Source organism: Bradyrhizobium sp. USDA 4486 (assembly GCF_054057995.1).
Window position 1 is genome coordinate 4,078,519 of record NZ_JBSRZV010000001.1, and the last position, 14,085, is coordinate 4,092,603.

Below are 14,085 nucleotides of genomic sequence, written 5' to 3' on the forward strand. Positions count from 1 at the left end.
TTTAGGAGGCGTCGCGTGCAATTCCAGCGGCCAATTGCCGCCGTGGTTAAGAAGTTTGGCGGTCTCAGGCGACCTTTCGCGTCGCACCCGTCCCGTCCAGGAACCCCAGCAAGCGGCTGCGGATGATGGTTTCCGCCTCGCTCATGATGCGATCGACGAGCTCCTGGCAAGTTGGGATGTCGTGGATGAGCCCTGCGACCATGCCGCAGCTCCAGGCGCCCGCGTCCATCTGTCCGTCCAGCATGATTCTGGGATAGACGCCCGCGACCTGGTCGTGGATGTCGTCGATGGTGAGCTTGGCGCCCTTCTCGCGCTCGATCTCGAGCAGGCGATCGACATTGGCGTTCTTGAGGACGCGCTCGGTGTTGCGCAGCGCGCGCATGATCAGGCGGGTATCGAGCTCGGTGGCGGCCACCAGCGCGTTCTTCACGTTCTGATGCACTGGGGCTTCCTTGGTGGCGATGAAGCGCGTGCCCATGTTCATGCCGGCAGCACCCAGCGAGAGCGCCGCGACGAGGCTGCGCCCGTCCGCCATGCCGCCGGAGGCGACGAACGGGATCTTCAATTCCTCCGCCGCGCGCGGCAGCAGGATCATGTTCGGAATGTCGTCCTCGCCGGGATGACCGCCGCACTCGAAGCCGTCCACGCTGACGGCATCGCAGCCGATCTTCTCGGCCTTCAGCGAGTGACGCACGGAGGTGCATTTGTGAATGACCTTGATGCCGGCGGCTTTCAGCGCGGGCATGTATTGCTCCGGACTGCGCCCGGCAGTCTCCACCGCCTTGATGCCGCCTTCGACGATGGCCGCGATGTATTCCGGATAAGGCGGCGCCGAGAAGGTCGGCAGGAAGGTGAGGTTCACGCCGAACGGCTTGTCGGTCATGTCGCGACAGCGTGCGATTTCCTTCGCGAGCAATTCCGGCGTCTTTTGCGTGAGACCGGTGATGATGCCGAGCCCGCCGGCATTGGACACGGCAGCAGCCAGCTCGGCAAAGCCGACGAAATGCATGCCGCCCTGGATGATCGGGTGCTCGATGCCGAACAGTTCGGTGATCGCCGTCTTCACGTAAGTCCTCCTCCCGGAATTTGCTCAGATTGATTTCAGTCTAGCCGGACTTTTGCGCCGCGGTCACCATTTCTCTCCGAACGGGCGGATCTCCATCTCGAAGGTCCAGGCACTCTTCGGCTGCTGGTAGATCTGCCAATAGGAGTCGGCGACAGCCGACGGCGGCATCAAGAGGTCAGGATTGTCGAGCGCATTGGGGCCAAGCGCTTCGAGCCGGCGCTGCCGCACCCATTCGGTGTCGACGCCGGAATCGATGATGAGATGGGCGACGTGAATGTTCTTCGGCCCGAGCTCGCGCGCCATCGCCTGCGCCACCGCGCGAAGGCCAAATTTCGCGCTCGCGAAGGCGGCAAAGCCGCTGCCGCCGCGCAAGCTCGCGGTCGCCCCTGTGAAGAAGATGTTGCCGCCGCCGCGCGGCAGCATCAGCCGAGCAGCTTCTCTCCCGGCGAGGAAGCCGGAATAGCAGGCCATCTCCCAGACCTTGCGGAAGACACGTTCGGTGGTGTCGAGGATCGGGAAATTGACGTTGGCACCGACGTTGAAGATGCAGACTTCGAGCGGCGCGTGTTTGTCGGCATCGTCGAGGAAAGAGATGATCTCCTCTTCCTTGCGCGCATCGAGCGAACGCGCGTGGATCTCGCCGCCGGCAGCTTCGATATCTTTCACCAGGGGCGCGAGCTTGTCGCCGTTGCGGCGGCCGGCGAAGATCGAAAAGCCTTCGGCGGCGAATTTCTTGGCGATCTCGGAGCCGATGAAATCGCCGGCGCCGATCACGGCCGCTGTCGCGTGTCGCTGGGGCAGGGTCGCCTCCTCCGGTTGGGTGACGGGATTGGGAGGAAAGCTATAGTTCTAAAATAGAACTGTCAAACGACTGCGCCGAATGCTAGGTTTCGGACCAAATTGCGTTGATCATTCAAGTCAGTTCCTTTTTCTGACTGACAAGGCCTGAGCCGGAGACCGGATCATGAAATGGGATACGCTGGACGAAGAGCCCTGCTCGCTCTCCCGCACCGTCGCGGTGGTCGGCGACCGCTGGACGCTGCTGATCCTGCGCGAGTGCTTCTTGCGCGTGCGCCGGTTCGAAGCATTCCAGTCCTCGCTCCAGATCACGCGGCATCTGCTGTCGGAGCGGCTGAAGAAGCTGGTCCGCTTCGGCATCCTGCGCCGCGTCCCCTACTCTGACGCACCGAAGCGCTACGAATACATCCTGACGCAGAAGGGCCTCGACCTCTATCCGATCATCATGGCGATGGTGCATTGGGGCGACACCCACATGGGCGACGAGCGCGGTCGCCCGTTGCTGCACGAGCACAGGACGTGCGGCAAGCTGTTCGATCCCGTGATGGTGTGCTCGGAATGCGGCGAGCCGCTGCACGCCAAGCAGGTGCATGTGCATGCCGGGCCTGGGCGGAAGGAGGCGGTGGGGTGAGACACGCTATCGCCACTTGCGCAGCCGCGCTCCTGCGCAACATCTCGGATCGACAACGACGTCCAGCCTCAATGCCCCCGCGCCGGCGCGTGCAGATCGATCGGCCGCAGCACGGCCGCGGTGGGAATCATCAGCACCGCGACGATCGCAAGCGTCCAGAACACGTCGATATAGGCGAGGAAATCGACCTGCTGCTGCAAGGTGCGGCCGACCCAGGCCACCGCCTGTGACGCCGCATCGCTCGCATTCGAGCCCTGCGCCTGGAAATAGCGCGTCATCGCGTCGATGGTCTGCTGATAGCCGAGGTCGGACGGCGAGGCGTGCTCGATCAGGCGGCTCTGATGGAATTGCTGGCGCTGCGCCAAAATGGTTTGTGCCAGCGCGACGCCCATGGATCCCCCGATGTTGCGGGCGACATTGATCAAGGCGGACGCCTGGTTGGTCTTGTCCGGCGGGACGCCGTCATAGGACGCGGTGGTCACCGGCAGGAACAGGAACGGCAGGCCCAGCGCGAGGAAGATGCGTGACAGGGCGGCATAACCGTAGGTGATGTCGCCGTTGAGGCCGGTGAGATGCCACATCGAGAACGCGACGACCGCAGCGCCGAGCATGATGAGATATTTCGGCTGCACCATGCTGACGAGGCGTCCGACCACCGGCATCAGCACCAGCGTCGCGAGGCCGCCCGGTGACAGCGCGAGGCCGGCCAGCATGGCCGTGTAGTTCAGCTCGGTCTGGAGCAGTTGCGGCAAAAGCTGTGTCGTCGAGATCAGCACCGCGCCGGTGCCGAGCATGACCAGGAAGCAGGCGCCGAACTGGCGCCGGCCGAGCAGGCGGAGGTCGACGATGGGATCCTCTCGAGTCAGTTCCCACGGGATCAGCGCGAGCAGTGACACCGCCGCAAGCACCGCGAAGACGATGATCATGTTCGAGCCGAACCAGTCGTTGCGCTGGCCCTCGTCGAGCACGAATTCGAGCGAGCCGAGCCCGATCGCAACCAGCAGGAAGCCGACATAGTCGACCCGCAGCCCCTTGCTCAGCAGCTTCCGCCGCTCCTCCTCCGCACCCGAGGGCTCCTTGACCAGCGTACCGACCAGAAACAGCGAGAGCAGTCCCATCGGCACGTTGATCAGGAACACCCAGTGCCACGAATAGGTGTCGGTGATCCAGCCGCCGAGCGTCGGGCCGATCACCGGCGCGACCACCACGGCAACGCCGTAGATCGCAAAGGCCTGTCCGCGCTTATGCGGCGGGAAGGAGTCGGCGAGGATCGCCTGCTCGCTGGTCGCCATGCCGCCGCCGCCGAGGCCCTGGAGAATCCGGAACAGCACCAGCGCCTCCAGATTCCAGGCGAAGCCGCACAGCAGCGATGCCACCGAGAAGGTCGCAACGCAGATCATGTAGAAGCGCTTGCGTCCGACCACGGTCGAGAGCCAGCCGGAGATCGACAGCACGACGGCGTTGGCGACGAGATAGCTGGTGATGACATAGGTGCTCTCGTCGATGCCGACCGCGAGCCCGCCGGCGATGTGGCGCAGCGCGACATTGGCGATGGTGGTGTCGAGCACCTCCATGAAGGTCGCGATCGAGACCACGAACGCGATGAGATAAGGATTGTGCCCGCCGGCCGCCGAACGCTCCGGCGACCAGCCTCCGGCGCCCTCTTGCGTGGCGTCCGTCATCGCACCCTGGTCCAGGGCACGACCGACATGCCGGGGCCGACGGGCAGATCGGCCGGCCAGCTGTCGACCACGATCTTCACCGGCACGCGCTGCACCACCTTGACGTAATTGCCGGTGGCGTTCTCCGCCGGCAGCAGGCTGAACGCGGTGCCTGAGCCCGGCTGCACGGAATCGACATGGCCGGTCAGCTTGCGCCCGGGATAGGCGTCGATGCGGATCTCGACCGGCTGGCCCGGACGCATGTCGTTGAGCTGCGTCTCCTTGTAGTTGGCGACGATCCAGACCTCGTCCGGCACGAACATCATCAGGCTCTGGCCTGCGGTGACGAAGGTGCCCTTGCCGCCGGACAGCCGCACCACGCGGCCGGACTGGGCGGCGACGACGCTGGTGTATTGCAGATTCAATTTGGCATGATCGAGCTGCGCCTGCGATTGCTCCAGCTGTGCCTTGGCGCCTTGAAGCTGCGCCTGCAGCGTCTTGATGCCGGCCTGTGCGGTCGTGACCGCGGTCTTGGCACGCTCGGTGTTGGCCCGCTGCGCCTGAAGGTCTGAGCGGGTCTGCTGCTGGCGCTGCACGGTGCCGGCCCCTTTCTCGACCAGATTTTCCGCGCGGTCGAACTCCTCCTGCGCGAACTGGAGCTGGGCCTGCGCCTGCTCGAGCTGGGCCTGGGCCTGCTTGATCTGCTCCTCCTGGGAGACGATCTGCGCCTCGACATTTGCGATGTTGGCCTTGGACACTTCAACTTGCGCAGTGGCTTGGTCGACCGCGATCCGGTAGTCGCGCTCGTCGATCTTCGCCAGCAGATCGCCGGCATCGACATGCTGGTTGTCGGTGACCGGCACGTCGGTCACGTAGCCGCCCACCTTCGAGGCCACGGAAAAGCTGCGCGCCGCGACGAAAGCGTCATCGGTGGACTCGTAATGGCGGATCTCGAGCCAATAGAGCAGGCCAACGACGAGTGCCGCGATCACCACGATGGCGCCGACGGTTGCCGGCAGCCAGTGCTCACGAATCCGGTCGCGCAGCGATGGTGTCTTCGCCAGCTGCGGGCCGTCGGCGTCACGGGGAGAGGTCTTCGGAGCTTCCTTCGCCCGCTGCGGCTGCTCCGCGGACGGATCACGCTGCCGTGTCTGAGCATCCACGGTGGAACACCTTTCTTGCGGACTAAACCGGCGGGAGAGCGGAGACGAACAGCTCGCGCGCCGCGAGCCTAACCGCAGCCCTGAGGCATGGTTCCGGCTTTGAAGAAGCTCACCGCCATTCGCGATTGCATCGCTCAAAAAACAAGCGCGGCACTCTCGCCGCGCTTGCCTGAAGTGCCGGTATGGAGCACTTGCTTAGTGCGTCTTGCTCTCGTGCCATCTCTCGAGATCGGGCTTCACCTTGCCGGACCCCTGCTCCTTCTCCGGAGTGCCCTTCCAGGGCGTGTCCGTCTGACTGTGCGAGCCCCAGTCATTCTGCTGCCGGGGATCGTCGTTGGGGCGTTCCTTGCTCATCGCAGGCTCCTTCGCTGGATGCTATGCGAAGGGAACGCCGTAATAGGAGTTGATGCCGCGAACTGCGGCCTCATCACCCCAGTTCCAGTCGCTCCGATCGCCGTATTTCGGCGCGCCTTCCAGCTCCTTGGTGGTGATGCCGGTGACATAGCCGCCGAGCTCCGTGTCGTATTTGAGCGACTGCCAGGGCAAGGGGTAGTGATCATTGCCGAGCCCCAGGAAGCCGCCGAAACCGAGCACGGCGTAGGACACCTTGCCACTGACCTTGTCGATCATCACACGCTCGATCGAACCGATCCTGTTGCGGTCCGCGCCATAGACCGATGTTCCCTCGACCTTGTCACTGCCGATCAACCGGCCCATCTCGCTGCGGTCCAGTTCGCCTTGATTCAGCATGTCAATTCTCCACTCAGCCGATGTTTGAATCAACCGCGCGGGCGAGCGATCGTTCCGGCACGCAACCTGCGCAAGATCAGGAACATCGCCGGAAACGCGCGGTTCTAACGTCACCGAAAGGAAACCGGGAGCCGCCTCAATGTCCCAGACCGTCTTCGACTTCATCATCCAGCGCCTGCATCAATGGGGCGTGCGGCACATGTTCGGTTATCCCGGCGACGGCATCAACGGCGTCTTCGGCGCGCTGAATCGGGCGGACGGCAAGATCGGCTTCGTGCAGGCGCGGCACGAGGAGATGGCCGCGTTCATGGCGACCGCTTACGCGAAGTTTTCAGGCGAGCTCGGCGTCTGCATCGCGACCTCCGGCCCCGGCGCCTCACATCTCATCACCGGCCTCTACGATGCCCTGCTCGATCACCAGCCGGTGCTGGCGATCGTCGGCCAGCAGGCGCGCGATGCGCTGGGCGGGAACTACCAGCAGGAACTCGACCTCGTCTCGATGTTCAAGGATGTCGCCGGCGCCTATGTCGTGCAGGCATCCTCGCCCGCGCAGGTGCGGCACCTGGTCGACCGCGCGGTGCGAACCGCGCTGGCCCGGCGAGCTCCCACGGCGATCATCCTGCCCAACGATCTGCAGGAAGAAGCCTACGAAAGCCCACCCCGTGCACACGGCACGCTGCATTCCGGCATCGGTTACAATTCGCCCAGCATCATGCCGCGCGACGCCGATCTCGACCGCGCTGCGGAGGTGCTCAACGCCGGCAAGAAGGTCGCGATGCTGATCGGCGCCGGCACGCTCCATGCGACGGACGAGGTGATTGCGGTCGCCGACCGCTTGTCGGCCGGCTGCGCCAAGGCGCTGCTCGGCAAGGCGGCGCTGCCGGACGATCTGCCTTGGGTGACCGGCTCGATCGGCCTGCTCGGCACCGAGCCCAGCTACAACATGATGATGGGCTGCGACACGCTGCTGATGGTCGGCTCCGCCTTTCCCTATGCCGAATTCCTGCCCAAGGAAGGCAGCTGCCGCGGCGTGCAGATCGATATCGACGCCAGCATGATGTCGATCCGCTTTCCCATGGAGGTCGGCCTGGTCGGCGATGCCGCCGAAACCTTGCGCGCGCTGCTGCCGCGGCTTGCCCCCAAGGCCGATGGCGCCTGGCGCAAGGCCATCGAGGATGACGTCGCAAAATGGTGGAAGACCCTGGACGATCGCGCGCATCAGCCGGCCGCGCCGGTCAATCCGCAACTGGTCGCCTGGGAATTGTCCCCTCGCCTGCCCGACCGCGCCATCATCACCAGCGATTCCGGCTCCTGCGCCAACTGGTTCGCGCGCGATTTGAAGATGCGCCGCGACATGATCGCTTCGCTCTCCGGCGGCCTCGCGTCGATGGGCGCCGCGGTGCCTTATGCGCTTGCTGCAAAATATGCCCATCCGGACCGACCGGTGATTGCGCTGGTCGGCGACGGTGCGATGCAGATGAACAACATGGCCGAGCTGATCACGGCCGCGAAATACTGGCGGTCCTGGCGCGACCCGCGCTTTATCGTCTGCGTCTTCAACAATGAGGATCTCAACCAGGTCACCTGGGAGCAGCGCATCATCAACGGCGATCCAAAATTCGAGGCCTCGCAGCGCATTCCCGACGTGTCCTATTCCCGCTTTGCCGAGATGATCGGCCTCACCGGCATCTTCGTGAACAGTCCGCAGCTGCTCGGCTCGGCATGGGATCAGGCGCTCGCGAGCGAGAGGCCCGTCGTGCTGGAGGTGAAGACCGATCCCGAGGTGCCGCCGCTGCCGCCGCACATCACGCTCCAGCAGGCCAAGAACTTCTCGCTCGCGCTGATGAAGGGCGATCCGAACGAGAGCAGCGTCATCAAGGGCGCGGCACGGCAGGTGCTCGAAACCATCCTGCCCGGAAAGGAGTGAACCATGAGCGATTTCCGCGATATCCAGCATGGCGTCAACGACCCCGTCGACGGCGTCGACGTGAAGCAGCACTTCAACGACAACAAGACGCCACACGAACGCGCACAGCGCCATGCCGACGTACGTGCTGAGCCTTCGGCCTCGCCAGGCGAGCCGTTTCTGCCCGAACGGCTGCGTCGCAAGCCGACCGATCCCATCAATCCGCGCACCGGCCGCAATCCCACCGACTAGCCGTTAGGAACCTCGGCCCCTGCGGTGTGTTGGTCGGCGCAACGTCGCGCGGCGAGAGGCTGCGCCCACATCGGAGAGATCGGACCATGAAACGGACCATCATCGCCATTGCCTGCGTGCTGCTCGCAGGCCCCGCGCTCGCCCAGTCGCTGGGCGAGAAGACCGGCGTCAATTCGGCACTCGGCGTCGCGCCCACCACCGCCGACTTCGTCAAGGAGGTCGCGATCAGCGACATGTTCGAGATCGAATCGAGCAAGCTCGCCGAGCAGAAAGGCAACGCGCAGGAGAAGACCTTCGCCCAGCAGATGGTGACCGACCACACCAAGACCAGCGGCGAGCTGAAGGGGCTGGTCAGCGACGGCAAGGTGCAGGCAACCCTGCCGACGGCGCTCGACAGCTCGCACCAGGGCAAGCTCGACAAGCTCAAGGGCGCGACGGGCAAGGATTTCAGCTCGGACTACAATTCCTACCAGGTCAGCGCCCACGAGGACGCCGTGTCGCTGTTCGAACGTTACGCCAAGGGCGGCGACAATACCGCGCTGAAGGACTGGGCCGGCAAGACGCTGCCGGCGCTCAAGCACCATCTCGACATGGCCAAGGAGCTCGGCAAGGCGCCGAGCGTCGGTCAGTCGAAGTAGCCATGTTCCGAGGACGCCGGCAAGTGCGGCGTCCTCCCAATTAGCAGCGATGCCCGTCTCTGCGGATAGAGATCGCAAATCGCGAAGATCATCATGGCACAGCAAGACAAGAGTTCACTCACCCGCCGGCACGTCGTCCACGCCGCGAGCGCGACGCTCGCGGCGGCTTCGCTGGCGCCCTCGACAGCGAAGGGAGACACGTCCATGGCCGAGCAGAAACTGATCGACCCCGTCGGCCGCTATCCGAAGCCGCCTTTCAAGAAGCAGTCGCAGCCTTGGCCGGGTCTCGCCGGCAAAATGGAGCCGCGCCCGGACCATGGCGAGACCAGCTACAAGGGCTCCGGCCGCCTCGCCGGACGCAAGGCGCTGATCACCGGCGGTGATTCCGGCATGGGCCGCGCCGCCGCAATCGCCTATGCGCGCGAAGGCGCCGACATTGCCATCAACTATTTCCCCACTGAGGAGGCGGATGCACAAGACGTGATCGCGCTAATCAAGCAGGAACGCCGCAACGGCGTTGCCATCCCCGGCGATCTCCGCGACGAGACATTCTGCAAGACGCTGGTCGAGCAGGCCGTGCGCCAACTGGGCGGACTCGACATCGTCGTCTGCAACGCCGCACGCCAGCAGAGCCGGGAGTCGATCCTCGAAGTCTCGTCCGAGGATTTCGACGCGACGATGAAGACGAACATCTACGCCCCGTTCTGGATCATCAAGGCGGCGCTGCCGCATCTGAAGCCCGGATCCTGCATCATCGGCACGACCTCCGAGCAGGCTTATGACCCGTCACCGGAGCTCTATGATTACGCGCAGACCAAGGCGGCGACGATGAACTACGTGAAGTCGCTGGCCAAGCAGCTCGCTTCAAAGGGCATCCGCGTCAACGGCGTCGCACCGGGTCCGATCTGGACGCCGCTCCAGGTCTGCGGCGGCGCGACGATGGAGAAGCTCGAGAAGTTCGGCGGCATGACGCCGCTCGGTCGCCCCGGTCAGCCCGCCGAGCTCGCGTCCATTTACGTGCAACTGGCCGCGGCGGATGCGAGCTATGCGACCGGGCAGGTGTATGGATCCGCCGGCGGATCAGGGCAGCCATAGTCGCGGCTGCGCGGGCCGATGACAGGTAAAGTCCGGGAACAATCGCTGTCTTCCAGGCTTTACACAACTGTCACACAAGGAACCACCTGCCCGCGGGACCGATGGCGCTCGTAACAGTCAAACCCACCCGGATCGATACAGCGATCGCGAACGAGATCGCGGACCATACCAGCTCAGGACTTGAGCACGCTGCCGAGACATTGACGTGGGGCGCAGACGAGCACGTGGTGCTCGCGCTCGCCGCTGCAGGATGGCTCTACACAAGACTGCAGTCACCGCAGAAGCGCCGCCTTGCCGATCACGTCCTGATGGTGTCGCTGGCGACAGCCGTACTGCCGCACGTGCTGAAATCGGTGTTCGATCAGACAAGGCCGGACCGGCTGACAGTGCGCGGTCATTGGCGCGGCATTCCCTTCTCGGGACGATCCCGGGATGCATTTCCCTCAGGTCACGCCGTGCATATGGGTGCACTCGCCTCCGCGGCCGGCCTGCTGCCGCCGGCGCGGCGCCGGGTCGCGCGCGCGCTCGCCGTGGTGCTGTCGTTGACGCGCGTGGCGCTGCTTGCGCATTGGATCAGCGACGTGGTGGCTGGCTTCACGCTCGGCGTCCTCGTCGAGCGGCTCCTCAGGCCGTTCACACTCGGAAAGCCACGCCAGGTACGGCCTTCAGCCTCGCGGGTGCGGCCATGACGGAATATCTCGTGCGCTTCATCGCCGGCGGTCTGATCGTCTCGGTGTTCGCGATCTGCGGCGACATACTGCGGCCGAAGAGCTTTGCCGGGCTGCTCGGCGCAGCGCCCTCGGTCGCGCTGGCGACCCTTGGCATCGCCGTGGTCCAGCATGGCCCGCAATATGCCGCGGCCGAGAGCTGGACCATGATCTACGGTGCGATCGCCCTCGCCTGCTACAGCCTCGCGGTCTGCCATTTGCTGATGAGGCTTCGTCTCGCCGCGCTGCCGGCCACCATTGCCGCCTTCGCGGTATGGCTCGCGGTCGCCTTCGGCCTGCTGGCGGGCTTCGGAGGGGCGGCGTGATGCTGGTCAAGCTGTCCTCCTCGGCGCTGCAGCAGACCCGTTGGTACGAATACGCCGTTCGCTTCGTGCTCGGCGGCCTTGCGACGGTGCTTGCGGGATTCATCGGCTCGCGCTTCGGCGTCTCGGTTGGCGGCCTCTTCCTCGCGCTTCCCGCCATCTTCTGTGCCAGCGCGACCCTGATCGAAAGCCACGAACGTCACGCCAAGGAGAAAGCCGGGCTGAGCGGGCGGCGTCGCGGACAGAACGCGGCGGCGCTCGATGCGGCTGGCGCGGCGCTGGGCAGTATCGGCCTTGCGGCGTTCGCTCTCGTGTTCCATCTCGCGGTCGAATCAAGCGTTGCGGTCGCTTTCATCGCGGCGTTGACGGTTTGGGCCGTGATCTCCGTCGTGGCCTGGTGGCTCAGGCGCAAGGTCCGCATCATCTCCCGCAATCCTCGGCGATCCGCGCATCCGGCAAAGAGCCACGGTCTTTCCTCGTAAAGGTCTAACCCGCTTTCGACCGCGACGGCTGCGATGTCGGCGGCTGAAGGCCGGCGCTATTGGCCCATCGCTCCACTTGCTCGATGATCTTCTGGTGGCTCGGTCGCACCGGCTTGGCATTGGCCTCTTCGGAAACCTTGCGGGGCAGTCGGACTTCGTCCGTCATGACATCTCTCCCGTCTTCTTCTCCTCGCTTTTGGCCGACAATGCGCCTCCTCCGGTCACCGCACAATAGCTTATCTTCTTGATTTTACTATTTTTTATTGCTCATTAGGCGTCTGTTCCGCCACGTGCGGAACTCTTGCCCAGTTGGCTTGTTGAGTAAGCTACTCAAACTGCTCATTTGGTGTGGCTTGCTATGAACGATCTTCGCGCCGAGCGGCTTCAGGTGATGCTCTCGCCAGAGGAGCTGGCGGCTCTCGACGATTTCCGGTTCAAGCATCGAATGCCGACACGCGCGGCAGCCGTCCGCGAATTGCTCAAGCTTGGGCTCGCTACGGCCGGCGTCGACGCCCGCGCCGGCATCAAGTCCAGCGACTACGGAGTGTTTGGCCGCGGGCCGGACGGGCACAGGCAGGCCAATGATGAACACGACGCCACGGATTGACCGGCCCTACCGAAACTCGCAAGCAAAACGGCCCCGGCACGGGAGTGCCAGGGCCGTCCTTGGAGATTGCTTCCGGCGCACCGGGGGCATGACAGCCGGAAGCAATCCGTCGACTCTCCGCGCGCAGATTGGTTCCTCGCGCTATTTTTTGCGGCATGATCTTTCGGACAACCGCTTCACGCTTTGCGCTAACGCGGCCCTTCGGGTCCGGATCATGCTTTAGCCGCTCGGCGCGGAGCCGGAATCATCCGGCGTCATGCCCGAGCCTGGTGTCTTGCTGTTGTCGTTGAGCTCAGGATCGCGCGTCGCTTCCCGCGACGGCGAGCCCTTCGGACCTGTTTTTTGAGGATCCGTCTTGTGCACGGTCTGTGCGCGCTGCTTGTCGCTGGGCTGCTCTTCAGCGCGCTTATCCCGAACGATGCCGTGGTCGGAATGCGCCATGGTGAACTCTCGCTTCTCCGATGCCTCGAAGCGCTTACGCACCGCGGCGCCGAATGTTCCGGCGTGGCACTAACTATGCGCGGCGCGGACCGCAACTGATGCCTTCTCCAGATGCACCTGCCGGAGGGTCGTCACGGTCGCGAACGCGACCGAGACGCCGAAGGCGAGAATGAGGGAAAGCAGAGCCAGACGTGGAGCCATCGCAAAACCTCCTTCTGGGATCGGAAAAATCAACGCGATCGACGGTTGCTCGATGTTCCTGAATTGGTCGCTTGCATTCCGTGAGCGGTCTCACACGTGGATTGACGAAGCGGGAGAGTGCTTACGCATTCCGCGCTTGCGGGGTCCGGATCTTAACGGGCGGGATCTCTCCATCAAGCCAATCCTGCTCGTGCGCGAGCGCCGTCCAGGCGTCCGCCATGCGCGAGTAGCGCTTGTGGGCAGGTTGTCCTTCCGCTCGCTCGGCGAGCTGAAGACAGTTTTCGGCGTTGTCCCTGAAAATGTCAGACTGTTTCATGCAGAACATTTGGGGATGGAACTCCGGCGTCGCAACGGTCTTACCCGATCGTAAGGTTCGGGGGGAACTTCGCACGCCACCGCTCATTGAGGCCTGCATGAGGATTCTTGTCGCGATTGTCCTGACCTTTGTCAGCACCCCGGCGCTCGCCGACAACATAGGGGAGCGAACCGTGGGCGGCCGCACGCCGACCGCGACCGATGTGATCAGCGGCCTCTACAGCTTTAGCCGTTTCCAGCAGGGCCTTCTGGAGAGCACCGATCTGAAGGGCAATGCGGAGGTCAAGAACCTCGCCGCCTTGCGCGCCGATGAGGCGGCCAAGCGCGACAAGGCGCTAAAGCAGATCCAGGAGGCAATCGGCACGGAGCCCCACGCCGGCAAGACGACGTCGGTAAGCGCAGGTCTCGTCGAACCCGAAAATTCGGACGGGCCGACCTACGTCAGAAGCTTCTATGCCGCGCAAATTCCCGAGTACGAATCCGCCATCAGCCTGCTCGAGCACTATCTCAAGGCACCCGACAATGCGGCACTGGCCGCCTTCGCTCGCGAGCAGCTTCCGAGGCTGCGCTCGCAGGCCAGGGATGCCGAGCGCACCATGGCGGACAAGTAGCCGCTCTACTTGTCATTCGGATGATGTTGATCGCTCTCCGGCCGCACGGTGCGGTCGCTGTCCGGCATCTTGTCCCGGCCTGCATCGCCGTTGTCGTCCTTGCCGCCCGAGGTCGAGGTGCCGCTGCCGCTCGGGTTCGACCTGGTCGACGCACCCGTTGTCGACGGATCGGCATGGGGGGTGGCAGAGCTGGCGGCGGGATCGCCGGTGGTGGCCCCGCGGCCGCTGGGCGTCCCCTGGGCGAACGCCGACCCGGCGGCAAGCATTAGGACGATGATCGCGGCAATTCCTGCTCTCATATGCGCTCTCCCTTTCTTTCGGGCTAACCGCAGGGCCGGCGCTCCGTTCCGAGGCACGCCAGTGTGGACGGGGTACCTCCCGACGTCGATTTTCTGCAGCCACATGGAACCAATCCGATTGATCGCCGTTGTATCGGCC

Annotated in this window: 21 protein-coding genes; 10 read left to right on the plus strand and 11 right to left on the minus strand. The window is 64.4% G+C overall.

Going from position 1 to position 14,085, the window contains the following annotated elements:
• Positions 1–64 precede the first annotated feature (64 nt).
• The gene (locus ACVWY3_RS19870; RefSeq protein WP_456839990.1) at positions 65–1,066 is read right to left on the minus strand and encodes an NAD(P)H-dependent flavin oxidoreductase; all 1,002 of its coding nucleotides are present in this window, start codon (positions 1,064–1,066) and stop codon (positions 65–67) included.
• 63 nt (positions 1,067–1,129) lie between these two features.
• Entirely contained in the window at positions 1,130–1,867 is a 738-nt protein-coding gene (locus tag ACVWY3_RS19875) for an SDR family oxidoreductase (protein WP_456843402.1), read from the minus strand.
• A gap of 163 nt (positions 1,868–2,030) precedes the next feature.
• Between ACVWY3_RS19875 and ACVWY3_RS19880 the strand changes: the two genes are divergently transcribed.
• Positions 2,031–2,495 (plus strand): winged helix-turn-helix transcriptional regulator, encoded by a 465-nt coding sequence (locus ACVWY3_RS19880; RefSeq protein ID WP_456839991.1) that lies wholly within the window; start codon positions 2,031–2,033, stop codon positions 2,493–2,495.
• A gap of 68 nt (positions 2,496–2,563) precedes the next feature.
• Here the strand turns inward: ACVWY3_RS19880 and ACVWY3_RS19885 are convergent, their stop codons facing one another.
• The 4 genes from ACVWY3_RS19885 to ACVWY3_RS19900 form a co-directional block, all read right to left on the minus strand.
• The gene (locus ACVWY3_RS19885; RefSeq protein ID WP_456839992.1) at positions 2,564–4,177 is read right to left on the minus strand and encodes a DHA2 family efflux MFS transporter permease subunit; all 1,614 of its coding nucleotides are present in this window, start codon (positions 4,175–4,177) and stop codon (positions 2,564–2,566) included.
• The gene (locus ACVWY3_RS19890; RefSeq protein WP_456839993.1) at positions 4,174–5,319 is read right to left on the minus strand and encodes an HlyD family secretion protein; all 1,146 of its coding nucleotides are present in this window, start codon (positions 5,317–5,319) and stop codon (positions 4,174–4,176) included. Before ACVWY3_RS19890 ends, ACVWY3_RS19885 begins: the two co-directional genes overlap by 4 nt.
• Positions 5,320–5,514: 195 nt before the next feature.
• Positions 5,515–5,673: a hypothetical protein gene (locus ACVWY3_RS19895; protein ID WP_456839994.1), complete on the minus strand. Its 159-nt coding sequence runs from the start codon at positions 5,671–5,673 to the stop codon at positions 5,515–5,517.
• A 21-nt stretch (positions 5,674–5,694) separates the two neighbouring features.
• Positions 5,695–6,069 (minus strand): PRC-barrel domain-containing protein, encoded by a 375-nt coding sequence (locus ACVWY3_RS19900; RefSeq protein ID WP_456839995.1) that lies wholly within the window; start codon positions 6,067–6,069, stop codon positions 5,695–5,697.
• Positions 6,070–6,208: 139 nt separating this feature from the next.
• On the opposite strand from ACVWY3_RS19900, the gene ACVWY3_RS19905 reads away from it, so the two are divergent.
• From ACVWY3_RS19905 to ACVWY3_RS19935, 7 genes are all read left to right on the plus strand, one after another.
• Entirely contained in the window at positions 6,209–7,996 is a 1,788-nt protein-coding gene (locus ACVWY3_RS19905) for a thiamine pyrophosphate-requiring protein (RefSeq protein ID WP_456839996.1), read from the plus strand.
• A 3-nt stretch (positions 7,997–7,999) separates the two neighbouring features.
• Positions 8,000–8,227: a hypothetical protein gene (locus ACVWY3_RS19910; RefSeq protein WP_456839997.1), complete on the plus strand. Its 228-nt coding sequence runs from the start codon at positions 8,000–8,002 to the stop codon at positions 8,225–8,227.
• A gap of 86 nt (positions 8,228–8,313) precedes the next feature.
• Positions 8,314–8,865 (plus strand): DUF4142 domain-containing protein, encoded by a 552-nt coding sequence (locus tag ACVWY3_RS19915; RefSeq protein WP_456839998.1) that lies wholly within the window; start codon positions 8,314–8,316, stop codon positions 8,863–8,865.
• A gap of 204 nt (positions 8,866–9,069) precedes the next feature.
• Entirely contained in the window at positions 9,070–9,960 is an 891-nt protein-coding gene (locus ACVWY3_RS19920; RefSeq protein WP_456843403.1) for an SDR family oxidoreductase, read from the plus strand.
• A gap of 101 nt (positions 9,961–10,061) precedes the next feature.
• Complete coding sequence (locus ACVWY3_RS19925) at positions 10,062–10,649, plus strand: phosphatase PAP2 family protein (protein ID WP_456839999.1); 588 nt, start codon at positions 10,062–10,064, stop codon at positions 10,647–10,649.
• Positions 10,646–10,993, plus strand: coding sequence for a DUF3147 family protein (locus tag ACVWY3_RS19930; protein WP_456840000.1), 348 nt, complete (start codon positions 10,646–10,648; stop codon positions 10,991–10,993). The genes ACVWY3_RS19925 and ACVWY3_RS19930 overlap by 4 nt, the downstream gene beginning before the upstream one ends.
• On the plus strand, positions 10,993–11,472 hold the full coding sequence (locus ACVWY3_RS19935) for a DUF3147 family protein (protein WP_456843404.1): 480 nt from the start codon (positions 10,993–10,995) through the stop codon (positions 11,470–11,472). Before ACVWY3_RS19930 ends, ACVWY3_RS19935 begins: the two co-directional genes overlap by 1 nt.
• A 4-nt stretch (positions 11,473–11,476) precedes the next feature.
• On the opposite strand, the gene ACVWY3_RS19940 is transcribed toward ACVWY3_RS19935, so the two are convergent.
• Positions 11,477–11,638, minus strand: a complete 162-nt coding sequence (locus tag ACVWY3_RS19940) for a hypothetical protein (RefSeq protein ID WP_456840001.1) — start codon at positions 11,636–11,638, stop codon at positions 11,477–11,479.
• A gap of 192 nt (positions 11,639–11,830) precedes the next feature.
• Between ACVWY3_RS19940 and ACVWY3_RS19945 the strand changes: the two genes are divergently transcribed.
• Positions 11,831–12,079: a hypothetical protein gene (locus ACVWY3_RS19945; RefSeq protein ID WP_456840002.1), complete on the plus strand. Its 249-nt coding sequence runs from the start codon at positions 11,831–11,833 to the stop codon at positions 12,077–12,079.
• A gap of 219 nt (positions 12,080–12,298) precedes the next feature.
• On the opposite strand, the gene ACVWY3_RS19950 is transcribed toward ACVWY3_RS19945, so the two are convergent.
• The 3 genes from ACVWY3_RS19950 to ACVWY3_RS19960 all read right to left on the minus strand — a co-directional run bounded on the left by ACVWY3_RS19950 (position 12,299) and on the right by ACVWY3_RS19960 (position 13,037).
• Complete coding sequence (locus tag ACVWY3_RS19950) at positions 12,299–12,520, minus strand: hypothetical protein (RefSeq protein ID WP_456840003.1); 222 nt, start codon at positions 12,518–12,520, stop codon at positions 12,299–12,301.
• Positions 12,521–12,589: 69 nt separating this feature from the next.
• Positions 12,590–12,721, minus strand: a complete 132-nt coding sequence (locus ACVWY3_RS19955; protein WP_456840004.1) for a hypothetical protein — start codon at positions 12,719–12,721, stop codon at positions 12,590–12,592.
• Positions 12,722–12,842: 121 nt separating this feature from the next.
• The gene (locus ACVWY3_RS19960) at positions 12,843–13,037 is read right to left on the minus strand and encodes a hypothetical protein (RefSeq protein ID WP_456843405.1); all 195 of its coding nucleotides are present in this window, start codon (positions 13,035–13,037) and stop codon (positions 12,843–12,845) included.
• 97 nt (positions 13,038–13,134) lie between these two features.
• Here ACVWY3_RS19960 and ACVWY3_RS19965 point away from each other — a divergent pair, with 97 nt between their 5' ends.
• The gene (locus ACVWY3_RS19965) at positions 13,135–13,647 is read left to right on the plus strand and encodes a DUF4142 domain-containing protein (RefSeq protein WP_456840005.1); all 513 of its coding nucleotides are present in this window, start codon (positions 13,135–13,137) and stop codon (positions 13,645–13,647) included.
• A 5-nt stretch (positions 13,648–13,652) separates the two neighbouring features.
• Here the strand turns inward: ACVWY3_RS19965 and ACVWY3_RS19970 are convergent, their stop codons facing one another.
• Positions 13,653–13,946 (minus strand): hypothetical protein, encoded by a 294-nt coding sequence (locus ACVWY3_RS19970; RefSeq protein WP_456840006.1) that lies wholly within the window; start codon positions 13,944–13,946, stop codon positions 13,653–13,655.
• Between the last annotated feature and the right edge of the window lie 139 nt (positions 13,947–14,085).

Bases quoted from the DNA above. Each gene is read 5' to 3' on its own strand.
- ACVWY3_RS19880 (WP_456839991.1), top strand. From the start codon at position 2,031: ATGAAATGGGATACGCTGGACGAAGAGCCCTGCTCGCTCTCCCGCACC.
- ACVWY3_RS19885 (WP_456839992.1), bottom strand. From the start codon at position 4,177: ATGACGGACGCCACGCAAGAGGGCGCCGGAGGCTGGTCGCCGGAGCGT.
- ACVWY3_RS19895 (WP_456839994.1), bottom strand. From the start codon at position 5,673: ATGAGCAAGGAACGCCCCAACGACGATCCCCGGCAGCAGAATGACTGG.
- ACVWY3_RS19900 (WP_456839995.1), bottom strand. From the start codon at position 6,069: ATGCTGAATCAAGGCGAACTGGACCGCAGCGAGATGGGCCGGTTGATC.
- ACVWY3_RS19905 (WP_456839996.1), top strand. From the start codon at position 6,209: ATGTCCCAGACCGTCTTCGACTTCATCATCCAGCGCCTGCATCAATGG.
- ACVWY3_RS19910 (WP_456839997.1), top strand. From the start codon at position 8,000: ATGAGCGATTTCCGCGATATCCAGCATGGCGTCAACGACCCCGTCGAC.
- ACVWY3_RS19915 (WP_456839998.1), top strand. From the start codon at position 8,314: ATGAAACGGACCATCATCGCCATTGCCTGCGTGCTGCTCGCAGGCCCC.
- ACVWY3_RS19920 (WP_456843403.1), top strand. From the start codon at position 9,070: ATGGCCGAGCAGAAACTGATCGACCCCGTCGGCCGCTATCCGAAGCCG.
- ACVWY3_RS19925 (WP_456839999.1), top strand. From the start codon at position 10,062: ATGGCGCTCGTAACAGTCAAACCCACCCGGATCGATACAGCGATCGCG.
- ACVWY3_RS19930 (WP_456840000.1), top strand. From the start codon at position 10,646: ATGACGGAATATCTCGTGCGCTTCATCGCCGGCGGTCTGATCGTCTCG.
- ACVWY3_RS19935 (WP_456843404.1), top strand. From the start codon at position 10,993: ATGCTGGTCAAGCTGTCCTCCTCGGCGCTGCAGCAGACCCGTTGGTAC.
- ACVWY3_RS19940 (WP_456840001.1), bottom strand. From the start codon at position 11,638: ATGACGGACGAAGTCCGACTGCCCCGCAAGGTTTCCGAAGAGGCCAAT.
- ACVWY3_RS19945 (WP_456840002.1), top strand. From the start codon at position 11,831: ATGAACGATCTTCGCGCCGAGCGGCTTCAGGTGATGCTCTCGCCAGAG.
- ACVWY3_RS19950 (WP_456840003.1), bottom strand. From the start codon at position 12,520: ATGGCGCATTCCGACCACGGCATCGTTCGGGATAAGCGCGCTGAAGAG.
- ACVWY3_RS19955 (WP_456840004.1), bottom strand. From the start codon at position 12,721: ATGGCTCCACGTCTGGCTCTGCTTTCCCTCATTCTCGCCTTCGGCGTC.
- ACVWY3_RS19960 (WP_456843405.1), bottom strand. From the start codon at position 13,037: ATGAAACAGTCTGACATTTTCAGGGACAACGCCGAAAACTGTCTTCAG.
- ACVWY3_RS19965 (WP_456840005.1), top strand. From the start codon at position 13,135: ATGAGGATTCTTGTCGCGATTGTCCTGACCTTTGTCAGCACCCCGGCG.
- ACVWY3_RS19970 (WP_456840006.1), bottom strand. From the start codon at position 13,946: ATGAGAGCAGGAATTGCCGCGATCATCGTCCTAATGCTTGCCGCCGGG.